Origin of the sequence: Streptomyces sp. 142MFCol3.1 (assembly GCF_000424945.1) — a bacterium.
Lineage (GTDB): Bacteria > Actinomycetota > Actinomycetes > Streptomycetales > Streptomycetaceae > Streptomyces > Streptomyces siamensis.
The window spans coordinates 191259-215958 of sequence record NZ_AUKV01000015.1 but is presented as its reverse complement, the minus strand read 5'-3'; the positions used below and the strand labels follow the sequence as shown (position 1 = coordinate 215958).

Below are 24700 nucleotides of genomic sequence, written 5' to 3'. Positions count from 1 at the left end.
TCCGTGATTGCCTCGTTCGCAGCTCTAAGGGTGCCATGCCGTGTGCGCTCGGCTTGCATCGGCATCGAGCTGTGACGAGGAGCACGGACACGGAGCGGGCAGCCGGCGGGGCTCGGGGTCACGCGGGGACCCGGACTCCGGCCAGGTTCTCGATCATGCGGCGGGTGCTCGGGCCGACCACCGCGGCCCATTCCTCGGGGGAACCGGTCAGCCAGCGGGACAGCAGGACGGCGAACCCCGGGACGTGCCGGGCCAGGTCGACGAGGCCGCGGTCGAAGTCGGTGGCTCCGGCCGGGGTGCGCACGAGGAGGAGGCCCGCCCGGTGCACCAGCTCCCGGGTGGGCTCCTCGCCCCGGCGGTCCGCTCCGTCCGCGGCGGCCTTGAGCAGGCTGCCGAGGACGGCAGGGTCGTGTTCCCGCGCGAGGAGCAGATCAAGCAGCTCCCGGCGCAGGGGGCGCGACCTGCGGCTGCCGGGCGCCGCGAGGACCCCGGCGAGCGCCGCGCGCACCGGAGTGGGGCAGCCGTCCAGCAGACCGCCGACCAGCGGCACCAGCACGGCGCGTACCGCGGGCCCCTGTTCCAGCCGCCGGTCCACGTACGCGGCGACGTGGGCGGCGGCGTCGGGGCGCAGCTCCACGGCTTCCCGCACGAGTGCGGCGACGCGGCGCGCGAGGGCGGGCGTGGCGACGTCGGCGAGGGTGCGCAGCGTCTCGCCGGTGCCGGGGCCCGGACTGCGCAGCCGGGTCCGGATCGCGTCGAGCACGGGGTCCGGGTGGGTGGTGAGCGCCGCGACCAGCGCGGCCGCGGGGAGGCTCGGGTCGCCGGCGGTGAAGCGGTCCAGGGCCTGCGGGAGGTACCGGGCGCGGGTGCGCGGGTCCCGCACGAGGAGGCCGAGCGCGCCGCCGTGCAGGGTGCAGTCCGCGGGGCGGGACAGCAGGGCGAGCGCCGCGTACCGCAGGAGTTCGCGGTCGGCCTCGGTCCGCACGAAGGGCGAGGCCCGCAGTCCGTACGTCACCGCCGCCACGCGACGTGCGGGCCGCTCGTCGTGCGCCCAGCGGTCCACTGCCCGGCACACGGCCGACGGCTCCTCCTCCGCCAGCACGGCGAGCAGTTCGTCGCCTCGTCGGTGCGCGCTGTCGACCAGCGCCTCGGCCAGGTCGTCCAGTGCCCGTCCCCGGTACGCGTACAGCAGGGCCTGTGCGGCGGTCGCCACGGTCGCGTGCGGGGCCGCGGGCAGGGGCCGCTCGTCGTCGAACCAGCCCGTCAGATGTCGCTGTACGGCGGTGGGGTCGGCGGCGAGCAGCCGGGCGACGGCGTCCAGGCAGCGCGGGGCCGTCGGGGCGGCGCGGAACCCGCTCTCGCGCGCGCCCCTCTTGGCAGCGACCCCGGCGTCCCAGGTACGCCCGAGATCCGTGGCGCCCCCGACGTCCCCCGTGCCCCCGGCGCTCTCGACGTCCGCGGTCCCCGGGAAACCGGCCCGCGATGCCGTCGGACGCGCAGTCGGCAGGGCTGTCTCGTCGGCGCCCCCGGAGGCCCCGGGGCCGCTTGGTTCCTCCGTACCCCCGGCAGACCCCGGACGGCGCATCTCGTCCGCGACCACCAGTCGCCTCAACAGGTCGAACCGCTCGGTGTCGGGGACGGGCAGCGCCTCCCAGAAGGCGGGCCCGAACTCTGCGGGTACGCCCCGCCCGGTCCCCCGCCAGGTCACGATCCGCTCGGCGAGCCGTCGCAGCACGCCGATGTACGGCATCGCGTCGGGCACCCGCAGCAGGACCTCGGCGCAGAGCCGGGTCGCCCACCAGGCGGGGTCGCCGAGCGGTCCGGGGGTCTTCGGCAGCAGGTCGTCCGCGGCGTCGGCCAGATCGTCCAGCCTGCGGGCCAGTTCGGCAGCGCCCTGCTGCCGGGCCAGGAGGAGCAGTGTCTCCACGACGGGACCGATGCGGTGACGGGGTACGGGGACCGTGCGGGCGTCGGCGGTCCGGGAGGGCCAGGGGCGGCGCGAGGTTGCCGTTCGCTGGGCGGGCACCTGCGGCGACGCCGGTGGGCGCGTGCGGTGCACGAGGTCGTGCAGGGCGGCCCCCAGGTCGAGGTGGGTGCCCTGGATCCAGTCGGCTAGCTCCTCGTGGGCGAAGCGGTAGCCGTCGCCCGCGGGGACGAGGAGGCCCTCGGTGAGGACGGCGGAGGCCCAGCCGCAGGTCCCGGCGAGGCGTCCTGAGGGGGCGGGGCCCCAGGGGAAGACGGTTTCGAAGGACACGCGGTCCAGCTCGCCCTGTCCCGGGCCCAGGCAGCGCCGCGCCGCCTCGTGGACCTGGCCGGAGACGAGGGCGGCGAGTCTGCGCACCGCGTTGCCGCGCAGGCCGTTCGCCGCGGCGAGGCGCACCGCGACGCGCAGGCACATCAGGTCGAGGTAGGCGGCGAACACCTCGTCCCGGCCGGGTCGCCCGGCCGGATGGGCGGGCAGCGCGGCCCGCACTTCGGAGAACAGCCGCAGGACGAGCGGGTGACGTGCGTCGGCCCCGGCGAGCGCGCCTTCGGCGATTTCGGCGCGGGCCCGGGCGAGCCGTGCCTCGTCCTCGGTCAGGTCCCCCAGGCGTACGCAGGCGGGTGGCCGCCCTTCCGGGGATGCGGTCCCCGGGGCCGCGCCGTGCACCAGGTCGGCGGGGAAGCCGGCGCCCGCCTGCTCCCAGTACTCGGCCCGGCACCCGACGACGAGTCGGGCTCCGGTCTCGCGCAGCCAGTCGGCGGTTGCGGCGGTCCACTCGGGCAGCCGGTGGGCGAGGTCGGAGGGCATTTCCTCGGGGCCGTCGAGGAGGAGCAGCAGGGACCGCCCCGCCTCGCGCGCCAGCCGGGCCAGCCGCTCGGGCCCGATGTCGCCCAGCTCTCCCTCGTACCTGCCGGGTGGCAGGAGACCGGCATCGGGCAGGATCCCCTGGACCGTCGCCGGGCCGGTGGCCGGTGAGTCGTCCGCCAGATCTCCCGGAGACGGGCCCCCGGCGGCTTCCTGTTCCTCCCCCGGCGCCGCCACGATGCGGGCCGCCCTCTCCAGCGCCCGCCTCGCCGCGTCGGCCACCGAGGTGTCGGTGCCGAGCAGGTCGGCGCCGCGCAGATACAGCGTGGGGGCCGGTTCGGCGCCCGAGGCGCGGCGGGCGGCCAGGGCCGCCAGTTCCGTCGTACGGCCGCTGCCGGGCCGGCCGACGAGGCCGAGGACGGCGGCCGGGCCGTACTCGAAAGCGGTGAACTCCCGGACGACGTCGGCTCGTTCGACCGGACCGCGCCCGGTGCCGCTGGAGCCGGCGGCCGTCGCCGCGCCCGGAGCGTCCGATCCCACCGAGGTCGCGGTGATTTCCAGAGCGCCCGCCAGGTTCAGGTCCGCGCCGTAGGCCGGTACGGAGGCCGCGTTCCGCGCGAGCAGCGCGGCCAGACCCGGGACGCCGCGCAGCGGGACCGCGAAGCCGACGGCCCGGTGCCCGGTGTGCAGGGCGGTACCGAGCACCGCGACGACCGCGCCGGTCGCGGCGTCGAGGACCGGCCCCCCGGCCGCTCCCCCGCCCGGTCTGAGCGCGTCCGCGCCCGCGGTGCCGATGGCCAGCTCCTGGACGTCGCCGAGGAGGTGGAAACGGTCCGTGGCCGTGTACGTGGCGGTGGAGGTGCCGAGCAGGCGCGCCTCGCGCCAGCCGCCGGCGGCGATCCGGACGTACGTACCGGTCGCGATCCTGTCCCGCACGGTGACGGGGAGCGGGTCGAGGCCGAGACCTTCGGTGCGTACGAGTGCCAGATCCGCGTCGGGGAGCGGGGTCACGGCGTCGGCGGTGACGACGCAGGTGCGGTCGCCGGGGGCGTGCAGGACGAGGCGGGCCAGACCGTCGACGGCCTCGTGGCTGGTGATCACCGTGCCGTGGTGGTCGGCGGCGAAACCCGTGCCGCGGGGGCGGCCCGCCGGATCGCAGATGCGCACCAGGGCCGTGTCGCGCGCATCGCCGCGGTCGTCCGCCGGTTGCCGGCCCACGGTCCGCGGGCCCCGTCCCGCCATGCTCGAACCTCCCCGCCGTGCTCCTTACTTCTGAAGGTAGGCGTGAGGTGATCAGCGGGACAGATCGCGCGGCGAACGCGCCCCCTTCCACACCCTCGGTTCACTCCGAGCGCCCGCCCGAAGGGGTGAACAGGCGGGGGTGGGTGGATACACCCTTGGGTGGGGGAACCGAGGGGGGACCGTGGAGCGGCGGACACGAGACCCCGTGACCGCCGCTCCTCGGGCAGCACTCCCCGCACCACGCCCCACACGCCCCGGCCGGGGTCCGGAAGGGCTAGGCGCCGAACACCGCCAGGCTCTTCGCCTTGCCCCGCTGTTCCTCGACGAGGGCCAGGAAGACTCCGTCGCGGTCGAAGACCGCCACGGCGCCCTTGCCCGCGTACTCCTCGGGCATCTCCAGCCGCACGCCGTTCAGGAGCAGCCGTGCCCGCTTGGCGTCCACGTCCCAGCGCGGGAACGCGGCCGCGGCGGCCTCGGCGATCGGCATCACGGTCAGCTCCTCCTGGAGCTGGTCGAGGGTGCGCGCCGAGTCGAGCTTGTACGGGCCGACGCGGGTGCGGCGCAGGGCGGTCAGGTGACCGCCGACGCCGAGATCCGCGCCCAGGTCGCGGGCGAGCGCCCGGATGTAGGTGCCGGACGAGCAGACGACGGAGACGACCAGGTCGAGCACGGGCGTACCGTCCTCGGCGACGGCGTCACGGACGTCGTACACGGCGAACGACGAGATCGTCACCGGCCGGGCCGGGATCTCGAACTCCTCACCCTCGCGTGCCCGCTTGTACGAGCGCACTCCGTCGATCTTGATGGCGCTGACCTTGGACGGCACCTGCATGATGGCGCCGGTCAGCTTGGCGATCCCGGCGTCGACCGCGTCACGCTTCACGCCGGAGGCGTCGGTGGACGACGTGATCTCGCCCTCCGCGTCGTCCGTCAGCGTGTTCTGGCCGAGCCTGATCGTGCCGAGGTACTCCTTCTCGGTCAGCGCGAGGTGCCCGAGGAGCTTGGTCGCCTTCTCTACGCCGAGGACGAGCACACCCGTCGCCATGGGGTCGAGGGTTCCGGCGTGTCCGACGCGGCGGGTCCTGGCGATCCCGCGCATCTTGGCGACCACGTCGTGCGAAGTGAAGCCCGACGGCTTGTCCACGATGACAAGCCCGTCGGGCGTCCGGTGCTTCTCGGTCATTCGGCGGCGTCGTCCTCGTCCTCGTCCTCGCCCGGCTTCTTGTACGGGTCGGCGTCACCGGCGAAGGTGGCGCCCGCCGAGACCTCGCGCACCTTCGCGTCCGAGGCGCGTGCCTTGTCGAGCAGGTCCTCGATGGTCCGGGCGGTGTCGGGAAGGGCGTCCGCGACGAACGTCAGCGTCGGCGTGAACTTCACGCCGGCCGCCGCGCCGACCGCGGAGCGGAGCACGCCCTTGGCGCTCTCCAGGCCCGCGGCGGCCGCCGCGCGCTCCTCGTCGTCCCCGTACACCGTGTAGAAGACGGTCGCCTCCCGGAGGTCCCCGGTGACCCGGGTGTCCGTGATGGTCACATGCGAACCGAGCCGCGGGTCCTTGATCCCGCGCTGCAGCTTCTGGGCCACCACCTCTCGGATGAGGTCCGCCAGCCTCTTCGCCCGCGCGTTGTCGGCCACTGGTCCGTCTCCCTCGTTCTTCCTGTTCTGCGTTTCAAGCTTGTGTGTCACTCGTCGTCGTCGCCGTGGAAGCGCCGCCTCACGGACAGCAGCTCCACCTCGGGACGCCCGGCGACCAGTCGTTCGCACCGGTCCAGCACATCGGTCAGATGGCCGGCGTCCCCGGACACCACCGCGAGGCCGATGCCGGCCCTGCGGTGCAGGTCCATGTGGTCGACCTCCGCCGCACTCACCGCGTACTTGCGCTGGAGCTCGGCCACGATCGGACGGACGACGGAGCGCTTCTCCTTCAGCGACCGTACGTCGCCGAGCAGGAGGTCGAAGGACAGAGTCCCCACGTACATATGTGTATCCGGATGTCCCGCCGGTACGGGGTAGATGGCCCGGCCAGATGCTTGCCCGGGACATCAAGAACCGTACAACGAACGGCCGGGGCCGATCGACGGCATTTACTGCCGCCGACCGGCCCCGGGTCGCACCAAGAGGTACTGCTGTTACGAGCGCGGCTTCTCCCGCATCTCGTACGTCGCGATGACGTCGTCGACCTTGATGTCGTTGAAGTTTCCGAGGTTGATACCACCCTCGAAGCCTTCGCGGATCTCGGTGACGTCGTCCTTGAAGCGACGCAGACCGGAGATGGTGAGGTTCTCCGCGATGACCTTGCCGTCGCGGACGAGGCGCGCCTTCGTGTTGCGCTTGACCTCGCCCGAGCGGACCAGGACACCGGCGATGTTGCCCAGCTTGGACGACTTGAAGACCTCACGGATCTCCGCCGTGCCGAGCTCGACCTCCTCGTACTCCGGCTTGAGCATGCCCTTGAGGGCCGCCTCGATCTCCTCGATGGCCTGGTAGATCACCGAGTAGTACCGGACGTCGACGCCCTCGCGCTCCGCCATCTGCGCCGCGCGGCCCGCAGCGCGGACGTTGAAGCCGATGACGATGGCGTCGGAGCCGGTCGCCAGGTCGATGTCCGACTCGGTGACCGCACCCACACCGCGGTGCAGGACGCGGATGTCGACCTCTTCGCCGACGTCGAGCTGGAGCAGCGAGGACTCGAGAGCCTCCACCGAACCGGACGCGTCGCCCTTGATGATGAGGTTGAGTTCCTGCACCAGACCGGCCTTGAGGGCCTCGTCCAGGTTCTCCAGGGAGAACCGGACACCCCGGCGGGCGAAGTTGGCGTTGCGCTCACGCGCCGCGCGCTTCTCGGCGATCTGACGTGCCGTGCGGTCCTCGTCGACAACCAGGAAGTTGTCGCCGGCACCCGGGACGTTGGTGAGACCGAGCACGAGGACGGGGGTCGAGGGACCCGCTTCCTCGACGTTGTTGCCGTTGTCGTCGAGCATCGCGCGGACACGGCCGTACGCGTCGCCGACGACCATCGTGTCGCCGATGCGCAGCGTGCCGCGCTGGACGAGCACGGTCGACACGGCACCGCGGCCACGGTCGAGGTGGGACTCGATCGCGATGCCCTGCGCGTCCTGCTCCGGGTTGGCCCGCAGGTCGAGCGAGGCGTCCGCGGTCAGGACCACGGCCTCGAGCAGCTGGTCGATGTTCAGACCCTGCTTGGCGGAGATGTCGACGAACATCGTGTCGCCGCCGTACTCCTCGGCCACCAGACCGAACTCGGTGAGCTGACCGCGCACCTTCGTCGGGTCGGCACCTTCGACGTCGATCTTGTTGACCGCGACCACGATCGGCACGTCGGCCGCCTTGGCGTGGTTCAGCGCCTCGATCGTCTGGGGCATCACACCGTCGTTGGCCGCCACCACGAGGATCGCGATGTCGGTCGACTTCGCACCACGGGCACGCATGGCGGTGAACGCCTCGTGACCCGGGGTGTCGATGAAGGTGATCCTGCGCTCTTCGTCGTTGACCTCGGTGGCGACCTGGTACGCACCGATGTGCTGCGTGATACCGCCGGCCTCGCCCGCGACGACGTTCGTCTTGCGGATGGTGTCCAGCAGTCGGGTCTTACCGTGGTCGACGTGACCCATGACGGTCACGACCGGCGGACGCGGCATGAGGAATTCCTCGCCGCCCTCGTCCTCGCCGAACTCGATGTCGAAGGACTCGAGCAGCTCGCGGTCCTCCTCCTCCGGGCTGACGATCTCGACGACGTAGTTCATCTCGCCGGCGAGCAGCTGGAGGGTCTCGTCGGAGACGGACTGCGTGGCAGTGACCATCTCGCCGAGGTTCATCATCACGGCGACGAGCGACGCCGGGTTGGCGTTGATCTTCTCCGCGAAGTCGGTGAGGGACGCACCGCGCGACAGGCGGACGGTCTGTCCGTTGCCGCGAGGCAGCATCACGCCGCCGACGGACGGGGCCTGCATGGCCTCGTACTCCTGGCGCCTCTGCCGCTTCGACTTGCGGCCACGACGCGCCGGACCGCCGGGACGGCCGAAGGCGCCCTGCGTGCCACCACGGCCACCGGGACCACCCGGACGACCGCCGAAGCCGGGACGGCCACCGCCGCCACCGGGACCACCGGGACGACCGGCGAAGCCGCCGCCACCGCCACCGGGACCACCGGGACGACCGGCGAAGCCGCCACCGCCACCACCGGGACGACCGGCGAAGCCGCCGCCACCGGGACGACCGCCGCCACCGGCACCGGGACGACCGCCGCCACCGGGACCGCGGCCACCGGGGCCGCCGCCGGGACGCGGGCCGGCAGCCGGACGCTGCGGCATCATGCCGGGGTTCGGACGGTTGCCGCCGGGGCCGCCGCCGGGACGCGGGGCCTGCGGACGGGGCATGCCGCCCGGGGTCGGACGGGCGCCGCCCGGACCGCCCTGCGGACGCGGAGCGCCGCCGGGACCGCCCTGCGGACGGGGACCACCCTGACCGGCGCCCTGCGGACGCGGGCCACCCGGGGCGCCGGCGCCACCGGGACCGCCGGGACCGGGACGCCCGCCACCGGGACGGGGCGCCTGCGGGCGCGCCATGCCGGTGGAGCCGCCGGAGGTGAAGGGGTTGTTGCCCGGACGCGGGCCGGCCGGACGAGCACCGGGACGCGGGGCCTGGCCGCCGGGACGCGGGGCGCCCTGACGGTCGCCGCGCTCGGGACGGTCACCACGGGGCTGGCCGCCCTGGCCGGGACCGGCCGGACGGGCGCCGGGCTTCGGCCCGCCGGGGCGGGAACCCGGGCGGGGGCCTGCGGCCGGAGCCGGGGAGGCCGCCGGGGGCGCGGTGAACTCGGGCGCCGCCGGAGCCGGGGTCGCCGGAGCGGGCCGCGGCGCGGGCTTGGGGCCCGGCGTCGGGCGCGGACCGGGGGCCGCCGGCGTGACCGGGGCAGCCGCGGGGCGCTCGGCCGTGGGCGGCTTGGGAGCCGGCGGGCGCGGGGCAGCCGGACGGGCCGCCTGCGCGGGAGAGGGGGCTGCCGGCTTGGCCGGGGCAGCCTTGCGGGCGGGGGCGGACTTGCCGCCTCCGCTGCCCTGCTGGAGGGCGTCAGTCAGTTTGCGGACAACGGGCGCCTCGATCGTCGAGGACGCCGAACGGACGAATTCACCGAGTTCTTGGAGCTTGGCCATGACGACCTTGCTCTCCACGCCGAACTCCTTGGCGAGTTCGTATACCCGGACCTTAGCCACTTCGCTCCTTTTAGGTCCGGGTTTGCGTCCGGACCGTCGCTACTTCATGGGCGTACTCATCGCGTGCTCATCGAGTGCTCATCGCAATCTCGACCTACTTCCAACTCGCGGGGTACCAGGGCCGCACGGGGGTTCCGTACGACGCGTCTTACGGTGTTGCCTGCTCGACGGAGAGGCGCAACGCCGCGGTGTCGAGCGGTCCCGGGACGCGCAGCGCCCGCGGGAACGCCCGGCGGCGGACCGCCAGGTCGAAACAGACCAGGGCGGGGTGCACATATGCACCCCGGCCGGGCAGCGTACCGCGATGATCGGGGACACATTCGCCCTCGACCGCCACGATGCGCAGCAAGTCCTTCTTGGCCGCTCGCTCCCGGCACCCCACACAGGTGCGCTCAGGGCATGCGCGGGCTCGCGTCCGGCCAGACACTCTTAAGTCTACCTCCCCGTAGCGACCCCACCCCTTTGGGGCAAGAATCGAACAGTTGCTTCGACGGGAACTGTCGTGATCTGAGCCACCCGCGGCCTGGATCTATTCCCCGCCCTGCTCGGCCTGCTGCTCGGTGTCCGGACGGATGTCGATCCGCCAGCCGGTGAGCCGGGCGGCGAGCCGGGCGTTCTGCCCTTCCTTGCCGATGGCCAGCGACAACTGGTAGTCGGGGACGGTCACGCGCGCGGAGCGGGCTGCGAGGTCGACGACCTCGACCTTCGAGACGCGGGCCGGGGAGAGGGCGTTCGCCACCATCTCGGCGGGGTCGTCCGACCAGTCGACGATGTCGATCTTCTCGCCGTTCAGTTCGGCCATGACATTGCGCACGCGGCCGCCCATGGGGCCGATGCAGGCGCCCTTGGCGTTCAGGCCGCTGCGGGTGGACCGGACGGCGATCTTCGTACGGTGGCCGGCCTCACGGGCGATGTGGGCGATCTCGACGGAGCCGTCGGCGATCTCCGGCACCTCGAGCGCGAAGAGCTTCTTCACCAGATTGGGGTGCGTGCGCGAGAGGGTGACGGACGGACCGCGCACACCCTTCGCCACCCGGACGACGTACGAGCGCAGGCGCAGGCCGTGCTCGTAGTTCTCGCCGGGGACCTGCTCCTGCACCGGCAGGATGGCCTCCAGCTTGCCGATGTCGACGAGCACGTTCTTCGGGTCGCGGCCCTGCTGGACCACACCGGTGACGATGTCGCCCTCGCGTCCGGCGTACTCGCCGAGCGTCGCGTCGTCCTCGGCGTCCCGCAGGCGCTGCAGGATGACCTGCTTGGCGGTGGTCGCCGCGATCCGCCCGAACCCCGAGGGGGTGTCGTCGAACTCGCGCGCCTCCTGCCCCTCCTCCAGGTCCTCGGGGTCCTCCTTCGCCCACACGGTCACATGTCCGGTTTCCCGGTTCAGCTCCACGCGCGCGTGGCGGCGGCTTCCCTCGGTGCGGTGGTAGGCGATGAGGAGGGCCGCCTCGATCGCCTCGACCAGCAGGTCGAAGGAGATCTCCTTCTCCCGTACCAAGCCCCGCAGGGCACTCATGTCGATGTCCACGGCTACGCCTCCTCTTCGTTCTTGTTCTTGCGGTTGAACTCGACCTGGACACGCGCCTTGGCGACGTCCTCGAAGGCGAGGTGCCGGGCGGTGGGCTTGCGGCCCTTGACACCCGGTACTTCGACGTCGAGGCCGTCCTCGTCGGCCTTCAGGATCCGGGCGACCAGCTCGCCGCCCTCCGTCAGCTGGAACTTCACCAGGCGGTCGGTCGCGCGCACGTAATGACGGTGCTCCGTGAGCTCACGCTCGGCACCGGGGGTTCCGACCTCGAGGGTGTACTCGCCCTCGCCCATCGCGTCCGTCTCGTCGAGCTTCGCCGAGAGCGCGCGGCTCACATCGGCGATCTGGTCCAGGTCGGCACCGGAGTCCGAGTCGACGACGACACGCAGCACACGCTTGCGGCCTACCGAGTCCACTGCGATCTCTTCGAGATCGAGTCCCTGAGAGCCTACGAGCGGTTCCAGAAGTTCTCGCAGCCTCTCGCTCTGGGTGGTGCTCATCCGGGTGACTCCTCGGCCGCGTGTGCTGTTGTGGTTAGGTCGTGTGTCAGGTCAAAGGGTATCCGGTCGCGGGGGGTGTTGCCGTCCACCGGGAGCCGGCCGGGTGCGGCCCTCAGCCGCCCGGTGCCTACCCGGCGCCCTGCGCACAAGGGCGGAAACCACCTGCCGGGACCGGCTCGGGAGAGCCGCTGGCACGCGTTCGGCCGGGGCACGGGTACCGTGATCACGGGCGCCTCGCCCTCTCCTTCCGTACGAGCCCTCCAAGGACGACTGCCGTGCCGTTCACCCTGCCGTCGCGCGCCCCGTCGGGTCCGCGCCGAAGGACCCTGCTCGCCTCGGCCGCGGGCGCCTTGGCGCTCGCGGGCTGTTCCGCTTCCGAACCGTCCGCCGACACGGCCGGCGGCAGCCCCTCGGCCGCGGATCGGGCCCGCGCGCGTGCCGCGCGCGACAGCGAGGAGCTCGCCGACCGCTACACCGCCGTGATCGCCGCGCATCCGGCGCTGACGGAGCGGCTGACCCCGCTGCGGGCCGAGGTCGTCCGGCACGCGAAGGCCTTCGGCGACGGGGCTCACGTCACCGCCTCGCCCTCCGCGACCGTCTCCGCCACGGCGGCCGGCGCGCCGGCGTCCGCGAGTGCCTCCCCCACCGTGCCGGCCGACCCGAAGGACGCGGTCGGCGACCTCGCCGCGGCCGAACGCACCCTGGCGGACGCGCGCACGAAGGCCCTGGCGGAGATGCCGGGCGAACTGGCCAGGCTGCTGGCGTCGGTGGCGGCGGCCGGCGCCGCCCACGCGTACCTGCTGTCGGAAGGGACGAAGTGAGCGAGACCTCCCGCACCACGGGTTCGGGCCGCACCGAGCGGGCCGAGAAGGCCGAACTCGGGGCCCTGCAAGCCGCGTTGGGCGCCGAACACGCCGCCGTCTACGGATACGGCGTCGTCGGCGGCAAGATCGGCAAGGGGCGGCGCGGCGAGGCGCGGGCCGCCTACGACGCGCACCGGGCGCGACGGGACGAGTTGGCGCGGGCCGTACGGGACCTGGACGGCACACCCCAGGCCGCCTCGGCCGCGTACGCGCTGCCGTTCGCCGTCAAGGACTCGGCCGCGGCGGTCCGGCTCGCGGCGGAGCTGGAGGAGCGCGTGGCGGGCGTCTACTCGGACCTCGTGCGCGCCGCCACCGGCGAGCGGCGGCGGGCCGCCGCCGAGGCACTGCGCGAGGCGGCGGTGCGGGCGGTGCGCTGGAGCGGCGAGAGCGTAGCCTTCCCTGGGCTCGCGGAGCGGGCGGCCACCGCCTCCGCGTCCGCGTCCCCGCAGACGTGACGCGACCTGGAAGGGAACAACTCGGGCATGGCTTTCGAACCGCCGCAGCGTCTCGTCCGGGCGCTCGGCGAGATCCAGCAGGGTGGCGCCGAGGGCGCCGACGGGACCGATGAATGGCTCGCCAAGCTGCCCGAGCTGGCACAACAGGCCGCAGACGTACGCGAGTTGACGGTGGAGCGGGTGCAGGCGCCGGGCGGCCGGAGCAGCCTGGTCCTGCTGGTGCGCCAGGCCGACGGGACGCCCGCGGTGCTGAAACTCGCGCCCGAGCGGGCCCGTCCGGAGAGCGAGCGCGCCGCTCTGGCCCACTGGGACGGACGCGGCGCGGTGCGGCTCCTCAATCCCGGCGACACCCATGGCGTGCTGCTGCTGGAGCGACTGCACCCGGAGATGTCCGTACGGTCGCTGCCTGAGGCGAAGGCCCTGTTGGAGGCGGCGGGCACGCTGCGGCGACTGTGGGTCGAGCCGCCCGCGGCGCACGTCTTCGAGTCCGTCGCCGAGCGGACGGCCCGGCAGGCGGAGGCGATGCGGGCGTCCGCGTCCGCCGACGCGGAGGTCGCGCCGCTGGTCGACGCGGCGCTCACGGCCCGCGAGGAACTGCTCGTCGCGCCGCCGGAGGAACGGCTGCTGCACGGCACCTTCCGGCAGAGCAAGGTGCTCGCCGGGGAGCGCATGCCGTGGCTGGCCGTGGGCCCCGACCCGGTGGTCGGCGAGTGCGCTTTCGATCTGGCCCGGCTGGTCCGCGACCGGGTCGAGGACCTGATCGCGTCCCCGTCGGGGTCGTCGATCACCCGGCGCCGGGTGAAGCGGCTCGCCGAGTCCCTCGACGTGGACCAGGAACGGCTGCGCGGCTGGACCCTGTTCCGAGCGGTCGAGTCGGGCGTCCGAGCCCGCCGCGTCGGCCGCCCCCGGGACGCAGAACTCCTCCTCGAATTCGCCGGCTGGCTCTGACGCCAACGCCAGCCGACGGCACCGAGCGCAGGTCAGCACCCCGAAAGAGGCGCGAGGAACGGCGCGCCCAGCCACAGTGCACCCGCACAAGACCGCGGACAGGCCACCCCCGGCAACCGGACAACGCCGCCCACCCAAGCGCCCCGAAAGAGGCCCGGGGAACGGCGCGCCCAGCCACCGTGCACCCGCACAAGACCGCGGACAGGCCGCGCCCGACCAGGGCCCGCGCGGCAGCACAGCGCCTCACGGGCCCACCGGACACCGGCTGGCTAGGCCGTGAGACGGGCGATCGCCTCGTCCACGGTCAGCTCCTCGCGCTCACCCGTCCGCCGGTCCTTGAGCTCGACGACACCTTCGGCGGAGCGACGGCCGGCGACCAGGATCTTCGGCACACCGATGAGCTCCGCGTCGGTGAACTTCACACCCGGCGAGACCCCGGCACGGTCGTCCACCAGGACACGCACCCCCGCGGCGTTCAGCTTCTCGGACACGTCGAGCGCCAGCTCGGTCTGCAGGGCCTTGCCCGCGGCGACCACGTGGACGTCGGCGGGAGCGATCTCCTCGGGCCAGCACAGCCCCTGGTCGTCCGCCGACTGCTCGGCCAGCGCGGCCACCGCACGGGAGACACCGATGCCGTACGACCCCATCGTCACGCGCACGGGCTTGCCCTGCTGCCCGAGGACGTCGAGCTGGAAGGTGTCGGCGTACTTGCGGCCGAGCTGGAAGATGTGGCCGATCTCGATGGCGCGGTCCAGCTTCAGGCCGGTGCCGCACGCGGGGCACGGGTCGCCCTCCTCGACCACGACGACGTCGAGGTAGTCGTCCACCTCGAAGTCACGGCCCGCGACGACGTTCTTCGCGTGCGTGTCGGCCCTGTTGGCACCGGTGATCCAGGCAGTGCCGGGCGCCACCCGCGGGTCGGCGATGTAGCGGACCTTCTCCAGGCCCTGCGGACCGACGTAGCCGCGGACGAGGTCGCCGCGGCCCTCGAAGTCCTCGGCGGTGACGAGCTCGACGACGGCCGGGGCGAGGTGCTCGCCCAGCTTGCCGAGGTCGACCTCGCGGTCGCCCGGGACGCCCACCGCGACGATCTCGCCGTCGACCTTGACCAGGAGGTTCTTCAGGGTCGCGGAGGCGGGGACGCCGAGGTGCTCGGCGAGCGACTCGATGGTCGGGGTGTCGGGGGTGTCCAGCTCCTCGACCGGGCCGTGCTCCTCGGACACCGGCGTGAGCTTGAAGGTCACCGCCTCGGTGTTGGCCGCGTAGTCGCAGGACGGGCAGTCCACGAAGGTGTCCTCGCCGGCCGCGGCCGGGGCGAGGAACTCCTCCGAGGCCGAGCCGCCCATCGCGCCGGAGACGGCCGAGACGATGCGGTAGTCGAGCCCGAGACGCGCGAAGATCTTCTGGTACGCCTCGCGGTGCAGCCGGTAGGACTCGGCGAGCCCCTCGTCGGTCGTGTCGAAGGAGTACGAGTCCTTCATCTGGAACTCGCGGCCGCGCAGCACGCCGGAACGCGGGCGGGCCTCGTCCCGGTATTTGGTCTGGATCTGGTACAGCATGACCGGCAGGTCCTTGTAGGAGGCCACCTGGTCCTTCACCACCAGGGTGAAGATCTCCTCGTGGGTCGGACCGAGCAGGTACTCCGCGCCCTTGCGGTCCTTGAGGCGGAACAGCAGGTCGCCGTACTCCTCCCAGCGTGCCGACGCCTCGTACGGCTCCTTGGGGAGCAGCGCGGGAAGCAGGACCTCCTGGGCGCCGATCGCGTCCATCTCCTCGCGGACCACGCGGGAGATGTTGTCGAGGACCTTCTTGCCCAGGGGCAGCCAGGTCCAGATGCCCGCGGAGTTGCGGCGCACGTAACCGGCGCGGACGAGCAGCTTGTGGCTGAGCGTCTCTGCATCCGCCGGGTCGTCACGCAGTGTCTTGACCATCAAACGGGACATGCGCTGGACCTGGGGCATGATTCTCGACTCCTGCTGCGTAAGGGTGATGGCAGGAGGTTAGCCGGGCGGGACGGGACGGTGGAAATCGGTTAACGCCTGCGCAGCGGCAGAGGGGCGCCCATCACGGCGTACGGCTTGGGTGCGCTGGGGAACAGGACCTGGCGCGCGAGGTCCTCGTAGCCCAGTGAGTGGTAGAGGCCACGGGCCGGGCTGTCCGTGTCGATCGCGGACAGGATCGAGCGGGGTTCGGCGGCCGTGTCCGTGATCCGGGTGATCAGAGTGCGGCCGATGCCCCGGTTCTGGTAGCGGGGGTGCACATGCAGTTCGGTGATCACGAAGGAGTCGTCGAGCCAGCCGTCGTGGCCCTGGGCGCGCAGATACGGTTCGACGACGGTGGACCACCAGTGCGCCCGATGGTTGGGCATGCCGTAGACGAAGCCGACGAGGCGTCCGTCGGCGGTGGTGGCACCCAGCGCGCGGGCTCCCGGGCAGGTGAGGTGGCGCAGCACGATCTGGCGGCGTACGGCGACCTCGTCGGCGCCGAGTCCGAAGGCGAGGGCCTGAACGGCGAGCGCCTCGTCCACGCGCGCGGCGAGATCCAGCGGGCCGATGACCACGTCGTCGGGGTTGCGGAAGCCCTGACCGGGAATGCGCAGCATGCCGGGAGACTACCTGGCGAAGGGTGGGGCGTGTGAGGTGCCGTAAGGCCCGTGCGGGGCGTCAGAACAGGACACTCATGAACGCGCCGACCTCGTGGAAGCCCACGCGGCGGTAGGTGGCGCGGGCCGCCGTGTTGAAGTCGTTCACGTAGAGGCTGACGACGGGAGCCACGTCCGCGAGGGCGTAGCGCAGGACGGCCGCCATGCCGGGGGCGGCGAGGCCCTGGCCGCGGTACTCGGGGGCCACCCAGACGCCCTGGATCTGGCAGGCCTGGGTGGTCGCGGCGCCGATCTCGGCCTTGAAGACGACCTTGCCGTGCTGGTCGAGGCGGGCGAACGACCTTCCGGAACCGACGAGTTCGGCCACCCGTGCCTGGTAGAGCAGGCCGCCGTCCCCGGCGAGCGGCGAGACGCCGACCTCCTCGGTGAACATCGCCACGCACGCCGGCATGATCGTCTCCATCTCGTCCTTGCGGATGCGGCGGACGTACGGATCGGGTGCGACGGTGTCGGGGAGCCGGTCGGTGACCATCAACGGCTGGTGGGCGCGGATCTCCCGGGCGGGGCCCCAGCTCGGTTCGAGCAGCCGCCACAGCTGGGCGGTGGGCTCGGCGGGGCCGACGATCGAGGAGCAGCGGCGGCCGGCTCGGCGGGCCCGGTCGGCGAAGCCTCGCACGGCCCTCGGGGTGGCGCAGATCGGGACCAGGTTGGCGCCCGCGTAGCACAGGGACCGGAGCATGCCGTCCTCGTACCAGCCCCACATCTCGCCGCCGAGACGCCATGGGTCGAGGCCGGCGATCTGTACCCGGGAGGCGACGAACGCGTTCGCGACCGGCTCGCGGTCGAGGACGGCGAGCGCGGCGTCCAGGTCGCTCGGTTCGAGGACCCTGGTGGTGGTCTGGGTCAACAACGAGGCGGCTCCATCACTCCTTGCGGGCAACGACAGCGCGTCGCGCACCCTGTTAGCGCCGCCGTGTGCTCACTCGTGTGCGCCGGTCAGGACCTGGCCGTCGCATCAATGCGAGAAGCCCCCTCGGAGCGGAGTCACACGGTCTGCTGATCTCCGTACTTTAACCGGATATGCCGAGCGGCACCGCACGCAAGGGACCCGGGGCCGCCTTCGGAGGGGCACCCGGGTCCGTTGCGCCACAAGGCGGGTCAGCCGGCGACCGACACGGAAGGCTCGCCGGAGGTGATTCCGTCCGCCTCCATCTGTTCGGCGAGCTTCATGGCCTCCTCGATGAGGGTCTCCACGATCTTCGACTCGGGCACGGTCTTGATGACCTCGCCCTTGACGAAGATCTGGCCCTTGCCGTTGCCGGAGGCGACGCCGAGGTCGGCCTCGCGGGCCTCGCCGGGGCCGTTCACGACGCAGCCCATGACGGCGACGCGGAGCGGGACCTCCATGCCGGTGAGGCCGGCCGTGACCTCCTCGGCCAGCTTGTAGACGTCGACCTGGGCGCGGCCGCAGGACGGGCAGGAGACGATCTCCAGGCCGCGCTGCTTGAGGTTGAGGGACTCCAGGATCTGGAGGCCGACCTTGACCTCCTCCGCCGGCGGGGCGGAGAGGGAGACGCGGATCGTGTCACCGATGCCCTCGGACAGCAGGGCGCCGAAGGCGACGGCCGATTTGATGGTGCCCTGGAAGGCGGGGCCGGCCTCTGTCACGCCGAGGTGGAGGGGGTAGTCGCACGCGGCGGCAAGCTGCCGGTAGGCGTTGACCATGACCACCGGGTCGTTGTGCTTCACGGAGATCTTGATGTCGCGGAAGTCGTGCTCCTCGAAGAGGGAGGCCTCCCACAGCGCCGACTCGACCAGTGCCTCGGGGGTCGCCTTGCCGTACTTCTGGAGCAGTCGCTTGTCGAGGGAGCCGGCGTTGACGCCGATGCGGATCGGGGTGCCGGTGTCCTTGGCGGCCCGCGCGATCTCCTTGACCTGGTCGTCGAACTGCTTGATGTTGCCGGGGTTGACGCGGACGGCGGCGCAGCCCGCGTTGATCGCCGCGAAGACGTACTTCGGCTGGAAATGAATGTCCGCGATGACCGGGATCTGCGACTTGCGTGCGATCGTCGCGAGCGCGTCCGCGTCGTCCTGGGTGGGGCACGCCACGCGCACGATCTGGCAGCCGGACGCGGTCAGTTCGGCGATCTGCTGGAGCGTGGCACCGATGTCCGACGTACGCGTCGTCGTCATCGACTGCACCGACACCGGTGCGTCTCCGCCCACGGCGACCGTTCCGACCTGGATCTGCCGGCTCTTGCGGCGCTCGGCCAGCTTGGTCGGAACGGACGGCATGCCGAGAGAAATCGCAGTCATCTGCTGTGCAACCCCAAGTTGTGGATCAAGGTCCCGGAATCGTGGGCTCCAGGCTTCGAGATTACGGCACCGGCGCGCGGCCGAGCACATCACGCCCCCAAACCCACTCAATGGAAGGCGGCCGGACACGACGTGTGTCCGGCCACCCGAAATGCTCGTGCCGCTAGGAGATTCTCACCGGGTTGACGACGTCCGCGATGAACACCAGGAGCGTGAAGCAGACGAAGATCCCGGCCACCACGTAAGCGACGGGCATGAGCTTCGCGACGTCGAACGGACCCGGGTCGGGGCGGCGGAGCACCTTCGCCGTGTTCCGCCGCAGCGACTCCCAGACGGCGCCCGCGATGTGCCCGCCGTCGAGCGGGAGCAGCGGGAGCATGTTGAAGAGGAACAGGGAGAGGTTGAAGCCGGCGACCAACAGCAGCATCATCGCGACCTGCTGCGAGGCGGGGATGTCCAGGGTGAAGACGTCGCCGCCGATGCGGGCGGCGCCGACCACGCCCATCGGGGAGTCCGCCTTGCGCGGTCCGTCGCCGAAGGCGGCGTCCCACAGGTCGGGGACCTTGCCGGGGAGCGCGACCAGCGACTCGACGCCGTTCTGCATCATGTCGCCCATGCGGTCCACCGACTGTGAGAAGGACTGCTGGACGATGCCGGAGGCCGGCGTGAAGCCGAGGAACCCGGCGTAGACGTACTTGCCCTCGACGTAGCCGCCGTTGCCGTCGGTCTTGCTCACCTGGTTCTTGATCAGGTGAGCGGTCAGGTCGACCTTCTCGCCCTTGCGCTCGACGGTGATCGTGACGTCCTTGCCGGGGTTGGCGCGGATGTCGGACTGGAGGACGGACCAGTCCTCGACGGCCTTGCCGTCGAACGCGACGATCTTGTCGCCGCCCTTCAGCCCGGCGGCCTTGGCGGGCGCCGCCTGGTCCCCGGACTCGCACTTCGAGCGGTTCTCGCTCTGCTGGATGACGCAGTCCGAGACCTTGCCGACCGTGGTGGTCTGGGTCTGGATGCCGAACGTCATCATCACGCCGAGGAAGATCACGACGGCGAGGATCAGGTTCATGAAGGGGCCCGCGAACATCACGATCACGCGCTTCCACGGCTTGCGCGTGTAGAAGAGGCGGGTGTCGTCGCCGGGCTTGAGCTCCTCGAAGGCCGCCGACCTGGCGTCCTCGATCATGCCGCGGAACGGTGACGTCGAACGGGCCTCGATACGGCCGTCCGGGCCGGGCGGGAACATCCCGATCATGCGGATGTAGCCGCCGAGCGGAACCGCCTTGATCCCGTACTCCGTCTCGCCCTTCTTGCGCGACCAGATGGTCGGGCCGAAACCGACCATGTACTGCGGCACGCGGATGCCGAAGAGCTTGGCCGTCGACAGATGCCCCAGCTCGTGCCACGCGATCGAGATGAGCAGGCCGACCACGAAGACGACTATGCCGAGGATCATCATCAGGGTCGTCATGCACGAGCCTCCGCGATTGTCGTCCGGGCGGTCAGTTCCCGGGCCCGGGCACGCGCCCAGGTCTCCGCTTCGAGGACGTCCGCGACGGTCAGGGAAGTTCCCGTGGACGGGGTGCCGTGTTCCTCGACCACCCGTGTGACGGTCTCCATGATCCCGTTGAACGGCAGTGTGCCGTTCAGGAACGCGTCGACGCACTCCTCGTTGGCGGCATTGAACACCGCCGGGGCCGTCCCCGCGAGCTGCCCCACGTGCCGGGCGAGCCCGACGGACGGGAAAGCGTCGTTGTCCAGCGGGAAGAACTCCCAGCTCGACGCCTTTGTCCAGTCGAAGGCCGGCGCGGCGTCCGGGACGCGTTCGGGCCAGCCGAGGCCGATGGCGATCGGCCCCCGCATGTCGGGGGGCGTCGCCTGGGCGATCGTCGATCCGTCAGTGAATTCCACCATCGAGTGGACATACGACTGCGGATGCACGACGACCTCAATGCGGTCGAAGGGAATGTCGTAGAGGAGGTGCGCCTCGATGACTTCCAGCCCTTTGTTGACCAGGGTCGCGGAGTTGACCGTGATGACCGGTCCCATGGTCCAGGTGGGGTGCGCGAGAGCGTCGGCCGGGGTGACGTCGGCCAGCTCCGCCTTCGTACGGCCGCGGAAGGGGCCGCCGGAGGCGGTCACGACCAGCTTGCGCACATCGGCGCGGGTGCCGGAGGCCAGCGCCTGGAACAGCGCCGCGTGCTCGGAGTCCACGGGGATGATCTGTCCCGGCTTGGCCAGCTCCTTCACCAGCGGGCCGCCGACGATGAGTGATTCCTTGTTGGCGAGCGCGAGGGTGCGGCCCGCCTCCAGGGCGGCGAGGGTGGGCGCGAGGCCGATCGAACCGGTGATGCCGTTGAGCACGGTGTGGCAGTCGGAGGAGGCCAGCCGGGTGGCGGCGTCCGGCCCGGCGAGGATCTCGGGAAGGGCCTCTCCGGGGGCGTACTGCGCCGCGAGTGCCTCGCGCAGCGCGGGGACGACGTCCTCGCGGGCGACGGCGACCGCCCGGACCCGGAGCCGGTGGGCCTGCTCGGCCAGCAGTCCGACCCTGCCGCCGGCGGCGGACAGCGCGGTGACCCGGAACCGGTCGGGGTTGCGCAGCACGAGGTCGATGGCCTGGGTGCCGACCGAGCCGGTGGAGCCGAGGACCACGACATCCCTGACTCCGTCCACGGGGTCGAAGACAAGGTGCGGATCAGCAAGGGGGGCTGGACTGTCGCTCATCCCCCCATTGTGGCCGCAACGCGTCCCCGGCAGGACAGTGCTCCCCCACTTCGCGCCGTGCTGCTGCCCCTGGGGTCCGGACGAGGCCGCATCACCCCTCGTGGTCGTGGGCGGCCCCTAGCGCCTGCGCCTGCGCTGCTTGCGGTTCCCGCTGCGGGCGCGGGACCGCGGGGAGGCGTCGCGCGGCGCCGGGCCCGGGCCGTCGGGGGCGGGCGCCGTCCCGGGCGCGTCGGCGGGCGTGCCGGTCGGCGCGGCGTCGGCGGGGGCGAAGGCGCCCTCGACCACGCCGTCCGCCGTGTCGAGCGTCGGCGCGGTGAAGTGCAGGCCGTCGGTACGGTCCTGGCGGTCGAGGGTCTCGGCGCCGGAGCCCGCCGCGTCGAGGTTGAAGACGTAGCCGACGGACTCCTCCTTGATGGCGTCGGTCATGGCGATGTACATGTCGAAGCCCTCGCGCTCGTACTCGACGATCGGTTCGCGCCCGAGCGTCCAGCGCAGTCCAATGCCGTCGCGGAGGTAATCCATCTCATAGAGGTGCTCGCGCCACTTGCGGTCCAGGACGGAGAGCACGACCAGGCGTTCCAGGTCGCGCAGGGCCCCGGCGCCGAGTTCGGCCTCCCGCTCCTCGTACCGCGCGTGGACGTCCTCGATGATCGCGTCGGTCACCCCCTCGGTGGTGAGGGCGTCCCGGCCGCCCGCGGCGTCCTCCAGTTCCTCGACCGAGACGCCCACCGGGTACAGCTGCCTGAGCGCGCTCCACAGCCGTTCCAGGTTCCATTCCTCCGGGAAGCCCTCGCCGGTCTCGACCTCGACGTACGCGCGGACGGTGTCGTCCATGAAGTGGACGATCTGCTCGCGCAGGTCCTCGCCCGCCAGGACGCGGCGGCGCTCGGCGTAGATGAGGGTGCGCTGGCGGTTGAGTACCTCGTCGAACTTCAGGACGTCCTTGCGGGACTCGAAGTGCTGCTGCTCCAGCTGCGCCTGTGCGGAGGCGATGGCGCGGGTGACCATCTTGTTCTCTATGGGGATGTCGTCGGGCACGTTCGCCATGGCCATGACCCGGTCGACCACGTTGGCGCGGAACAGCCGCATCAGGTCGTCCTGGAGCGAGAGGTAGAAGCGGGAGGCGCCGGGGTCGCCCTGACGGCCGGAGCGGCCGCGCAGCTGGTTGTCGATGCGCCGGGACTCGTGGCGCTCGGTGCCGAGGACGTAGAGGCCGCCGAGTTCCTTGACCTCGTCGTGCTCGGCCGCGACCGTGGCGGTGATCCGGTCGAGGACCTGCCGCCGCTCCTCGAGGTCCGCTTCGTCCCCCATCTCCGCGAGCGCCATCGCCTCGGGGTTGCCGCCGAGCATGATGTCGGTGCCGCGTCCCGCCATGTTCGTGGCCACGGTGACGGCGCCCTTGCGTCCGGCCTGGGCGACGATCTGTGCCTCGCGCTGGTGGTTCTTGGCGTTGAGCACCTCGTGCCGGATGCCCTGCTTCCTCAGCCGAGCCGACAGCACCTCGGACTTCTCCACGGAGGTGGTGCCCACCAGGATCGGCTGGCCCTGCTCGTGCCGCTCCGCGATGTCCGCGAGGATCGCGGCGTACTTCGCCTCCTCGGTGCGGTAGATCTGGTCGGGGTCGTCACGGCGGACCATGGGCCGGTTCGTGGGGATCGGGACGACGTGCAGCTTGTAGATCTGGTGGAACTCGGCCGCCTCGGTCATGGCGGTGCCGGTCATCCCGGCGAGCTTCGAGTACAGGCGGAAGAAGTTCTGCAGGGTGATCGTGGCGAGCGTCTGGTTCTCGTCCTTGATCGTCACGCCTTCCTTGGCCTCGATCGCCTGGTGCAGACCCTCGTTGTAGCGGCGTCCGGCGAGGATGCGTCCGGTGTGCTCGTCGACGATGAGGACCTCGCCGTCGACCACCACGTAGTCCTTGTCGCGCTTGAAGTGTTCCTTGGCCTTGAGGGCGTTGTTCAGGTGGCCGATGAGCGGGGTGTGGTCGGACTCGTAGAGGCTGTCGATGCCGAGCTGGTCCTGGAGGTACTCGACGCCCCGGTCCAGGATCGCCACGGTGCGCTTCTTCGGGTCGTACTCGTAGTCGTAACGGGTGCGCAGTTCGGCGAGGCGGTCCTTGTCCGCCTGGGTGGTGTACTGCTCCTCCTGGACCTGTACGCCCTTCATCCGCTGTGCGAAGACCGCGAAGGCCTCGTACCAGTGGGTGGGCTGGTCCGCGGGGCCGGAGATGATCAGCGGGGTGCGTGCCTCGTCGATCAGGATCGAGTCGGCCTCGTCGACGATCGCGAAGTGGTGGCCACGCTGGACCAGTTCGTCCTGCGACCACGCCATGTTGTCGCGCAGGTAGTCGAAGCCGAACTCCGTGTTGGTTCCGTAGGTGATGTCGCAGGCGTACTGCGCGCGCCGTTCCGCCGGGGTCGACCCGGTCTTGATCACGCCGACGGTCAGTCCCATGAACCGGTAGGCCCGGCCCATCCAGTCGGCGTCCCGTTCGGCCAGGTAGTCGTTGACCGTGACCAGGTGGACCCCCTTGCCGGTCAGGGCGTTCAGGTAGACGGGCAGTGTGCCGACGAGCGTCTTGCCTTCTCCCGTGTGCATCTCGGCGATGTTGCCGAGGTGGAGCGCCGCGCCGCCCATGACCTGCACGTCGAAGTGGCGCATGCCGAGGGTGCGCCGGGCCGCCTCGCGCATCGCGGCGAAGGCTTCGGGCAGCAGGTCGTCCAGGCTCTCGCCGTCGGCGTACCGCGTCTTGAACTCCGGTGTGAGCGCCTGGAGTTCCGCGTCGGTCAGGGCCTTGAACTCCTCCTCCAGGGAACCCACCTGGGCGGCTGTGCGCTCCAGCCGCCGCAGCATCCTGCCCTCACCCGCCCGCATGATTTTTCCGGTCAGGGCGTCGAGACCATTACCTGACATGGGAATTCCCCCGCAACTAAACGGCATCCGCGAGCATCCGGATCCAGCGATTGGCGCGCTGGAGAATATGGACGCCCTGTTGATTCGCGGTGATCACTTCGCGCAGCACGGGGTCGTCGACGACGTCGAGTGCGGCGCGGAAGAGCTGCTGGATCACGGGCCGTTCGCCCGGCCGTCCGGCGTCGAGCAGAGCGTCGACGTCACGGAGGTCGATCCTCCGGATGCGCACCGCGTCGAAGGAGGCCACGGGCGGCCGTGGCTCCACGTCGACCACGGCCAGCGCGCAGTCGTTGAGCAGGACCGCGAGCGCGTCGCGGTGGGCCTCGAAAGTCTCCGGCGCTCCTTCGCGCAGTTTCTGCGCCAGCGGCCGCACTTCGTCGCGCACCGTCCGCAGCGCCCGCACGAGATCCATCTCGTCGAGCTGACGCCACGCCTGCCCGCGGGCGCGCGTCAGCTGTACGGAAATACCGTGACTGTATTCTTCCCCGACTCCTTGGCGCATCTGCCGTCCCCGTTCGCCATTCCGTTCATTGTCGGCGCATACGTTCGGTGCGGCAAGCAGCGGAATGGCGAACGGGACCCCAGTGAATTCCTGG

The 24700-nt window shown here is 71.7% G+C and carries 19 protein-coding genes; 3 read left to right on the top strand and 16 right to left on the bottom strand.

Translation table 11 applies throughout. The features are described 5' to 3' along the window. Nucleotides 1-118 precede the first annotated feature (118 nt). From H305_RS0123395 to rimP, 8 genes are all read right to left on the bottom strand, one after another. Nucleotides 119-4030 carry a trypsin-like peptidase domain-containing protein gene (locus tag H305_RS0123395; protein WP_028802534.1) on the bottom strand — a complete coding sequence of 1304 codons (3912 nt, stop codon included), beginning with the start codon at nucleotides 4028-4030 and terminating at the stop codon, nucleotides 119-121. Nucleotides 4031-4304: 274 nt separating this feature from the next. Further along, complete coding sequence (truB, locus tag H305_RS0123390) at nucleotides 4305-5213, bottom strand: tRNA pseudouridine(55) synthase TruB (protein WP_028802533.1); 909 nt, start codon at nucleotides 5211-5213, stop codon at nucleotides 4305-4307. Next, entirely contained in the window at nucleotides 5210-5662 is a 453-nt protein-coding gene (gene rbfA / locus H305_RS0123385) for a 30S ribosome-binding factor RbfA (RefSeq protein WP_028802532.1), read from the bottom strand. Before rbfA ends, truB begins: the two co-directional genes overlap by 4 nt. 47 nt (nucleotides 5663-5709) lie before the next feature. Continuing rightward, nucleotides 5710-6006: a DUF503 domain-containing protein gene (locus tag H305_RS0123380; RefSeq protein ID WP_028802531.1), complete on the bottom strand. Its 297-nt coding sequence runs from the start codon at nucleotides 6004-6006 to the stop codon at nucleotides 5710-5712. A gap of 150 nt (nucleotides 6007-6156) precedes the next feature. Then, on the bottom strand, nucleotides 6157-9258 hold the full coding sequence (infB, locus tag H305_RS50945) for a translation initiation factor IF-2 (protein ID WP_078629200.1): 3102 nt from the start codon (nucleotides 9256-9258) through the stop codon (nucleotides 6157-6159). A gap of 148 nt (nucleotides 9259-9406) precedes the next feature. Further along, entirely contained in the window at nucleotides 9407-9685 is a 279-nt protein-coding gene (locus tag H305_RS0123370) for a YlxR family protein (RefSeq protein ID WP_078629199.1), read from the bottom strand. 102 nt (nucleotides 9686-9787) lie between these two features. Next, entirely contained in the window at nucleotides 9788-10786 is a 999-nt protein-coding gene (gene nusA / locus H305_RS0123365; protein ID WP_028802528.1) for a transcription termination factor NusA, read from the bottom strand. A gap of 2 nt (nucleotides 10787-10788) precedes the next feature. After that, the gene (rimP, locus tag H305_RS0123360; protein WP_028802527.1) at nucleotides 10789-11286 is read right to left on the bottom strand and encodes a ribosome maturation factor RimP; all 498 of its coding nucleotides are present in this window, start codon (nucleotides 11284-11286) and stop codon (nucleotides 10789-10791) included. A 275-nt stretch (nucleotides 11287-11561) separates the two neighbouring features. Here rimP and H305_RS0123355 point away from each other — a divergent pair, with 275 nt between their 5' ends. The 3 genes from H305_RS0123355 to H305_RS0123345 are packed head-to-tail and all read left to right on the top strand — an operon-like array spanning nucleotide 11562 to nucleotide 13552. Then, nucleotides 11562-12107, top strand: a complete 546-nt coding sequence (locus tag H305_RS0123355; protein ID WP_028802526.1) for a hypothetical protein — start codon at nucleotides 11562-11564, stop codon at nucleotides 12105-12107. After that, nucleotides 12104-12604 carry a ferritin-like domain-containing protein gene (locus tag H305_RS0123350; RefSeq protein ID WP_051370854.1) on the top strand — a complete coding sequence of 167 codons (501 nt, stop codon included), beginning with the start codon at nucleotides 12104-12106 and terminating at the stop codon, nucleotides 12602-12604. The genes H305_RS0123355 and H305_RS0123350 overlap by 4 nt, the downstream gene beginning before the upstream one ends. Nucleotides 12605-12631: 27 nt before the next feature. Beyond that, nucleotides 12632-13552 (top strand): aminoglycoside phosphotransferase family protein, encoded by a 921-nt coding sequence (locus tag H305_RS0123345; RefSeq protein ID WP_028802524.1) that lies wholly within the window; start codon nucleotides 12632-12634, stop codon nucleotides 13550-13552. A 269-nt stretch (nucleotides 13553-13821) separates the two neighbouring features. On the opposite strand, the gene H305_RS0123340 is transcribed toward H305_RS0123345, so the two are convergent. The 8 genes from H305_RS0123340 to H305_RS0123305 all read right to left on the bottom strand — a co-directional run bounded on the left by H305_RS0123340 (nucleotide 13822) and on the right by H305_RS0123305 (nucleotide 24606). Further along, on the bottom strand, nucleotides 13822-15513 hold the full coding sequence (locus H305_RS0123340) for a proline--tRNA ligase (protein WP_028802523.1): 1692 nt from the start codon (nucleotides 15511-15513) through the stop codon (nucleotides 13822-13824). A 71-nt stretch (nucleotides 15514-15584) separates the two neighbouring features. Further along, entirely contained in the window at nucleotides 15585-16154 is a 570-nt protein-coding gene (locus H305_RS0123335; RefSeq protein ID WP_051370852.1) for a GNAT family N-acetyltransferase, read from the bottom strand. A gap of 61 nt (nucleotides 16155-16215) precedes the next feature. Further along, a complete protein-coding gene (locus tag H305_RS0123330) occupies nucleotides 16216-17064 on the bottom strand; it encodes a GNAT family N-acetyltransferase (protein WP_028802521.1) in 849 nt (282 codons plus the stop codon). Nucleotides 17065-17312: 248 nt separating this feature from the next. Continuing rightward, on the bottom strand, nucleotides 17313-18470 hold the full coding sequence (ispG, locus tag H305_RS0123325) for a flavodoxin-dependent (E)-4-hydroxy-3-methylbut-2-enyl-diphosphate synthase (RefSeq protein WP_028802520.1): 1158 nt from the start codon (nucleotides 18468-18470) through the stop codon (nucleotides 17313-17315). A gap of 163 nt (nucleotides 18471-18633) precedes the next feature. Continuing rightward, nucleotides 18634-19938: a M50 family metallopeptidase gene (locus H305_RS0123320; protein WP_028802519.1), complete on the bottom strand. Its 1305-nt coding sequence runs from the start codon at nucleotides 19936-19938 to the stop codon at nucleotides 18634-18636. Further along, complete coding sequence (dxr, locus tag H305_RS0123315; protein WP_028802518.1) at nucleotides 19935-21191, bottom strand: 1-deoxy-D-xylulose-5-phosphate reductoisomerase; 1257 nt, start codon at nucleotides 21189-21191, stop codon at nucleotides 19935-19937. The genes H305_RS0123320 and dxr overlap by 4 nt, the downstream gene beginning before the upstream one ends. 117 nt (nucleotides 21192-21308) lie before the next feature. Continuing rightward, nucleotides 21309-24104 (bottom strand): preprotein translocase subunit SecA, encoded by a 2796-nt coding sequence (gene secA / locus H305_RS0123310; protein WP_028802517.1) that lies wholly within the window; start codon nucleotides 24102-24104, stop codon nucleotides 21309-21311. Between the two features lie 16 nt (nucleotides 24105-24120). Beyond that, the gene (locus tag H305_RS0123305; RefSeq protein ID WP_158690565.1) at nucleotides 24121-24606 is read right to left on the bottom strand and encodes a hypothetical protein; all 486 of its coding nucleotides are present in this window, start codon (nucleotides 24604-24606) and stop codon (nucleotides 24121-24123) included. Nucleotides 24607-24700 lie beyond the last annotated feature (94 nt).

Coding starts and splice junctions, on each gene's coding strand:
- H305_RS0123320 (WP_028802519.1), bottom strand. CDS start 19,938: ATGACGACCCTGATGATGATCCTCGGCATAGTCGTCTTCGTGGTCGGC.
- H305_RS0123395 (WP_028802534.1), bottom strand. CDS start 4,030: ATGGCGGGACGGGGCCCGCGGACCGTGGGCCGGCAACCGGCGGACGAC.
- truB (WP_028802533.1), bottom strand. CDS start 5,213: ATGACCGAGAAGCACCGGACGCCCGACGGGCTTGTCATCGTGGACAAG.
- rimP (WP_028802527.1), bottom strand. CDS start 11,286: ATGAGCACCACCCAGAGCGAGAGGCTGCGAGAACTTCTGGAACCGCTC.
- H305_RS0123335 (WP_051370852.1), bottom strand. CDS start 16,154: ATGCTGCGCATTCCCGGTCAGGGCTTCCGCAACCCCGACGACGTGGTC.
- H305_RS0123305 (WP_158690565.1), bottom strand. CDS start 24,606: ATGCGCCAAGGAGTCGGGGAAGAATACAGTCACGGTATTTCCGTACAG.
- ispG (WP_028802520.1), bottom strand. CDS start 18,470: ATGACTGCGATTTCTCTCGGCATGCCGTCCGTTCCGACCAAGCTGGCC.
- secA (WP_028802517.1), bottom strand. CDS start 24,104: ATGTCAGGTAATGGTCTCGACGCCCTGACCGGAAAAATCATGCGGGCG.
- H305_RS0123345 (WP_028802524.1), top strand. CDS start 12,632: ATGGCTTTCGAACCGCCGCAGCGTCTCGTCCGGGCGCTCGGCGAGATC.
- H305_RS0123380 (WP_028802531.1), bottom strand. CDS start 6,006: ATGTACGTGGGGACTCTGTCCTTCGACCTCCTGCTCGGCGACGTACGG.
- dxr (WP_028802518.1), bottom strand. CDS start 21,191: ATGAGCGACAGTCCAGCCCCCCTTGCTGATCCGCACCTTGTCTTCGAC.
- H305_RS0123340 (WP_028802523.1), bottom strand. CDS start 15,513: ATGCCCCAGGTCCAGCGCATGTCCCGTTTGATGGTCAAGACACTGCGT.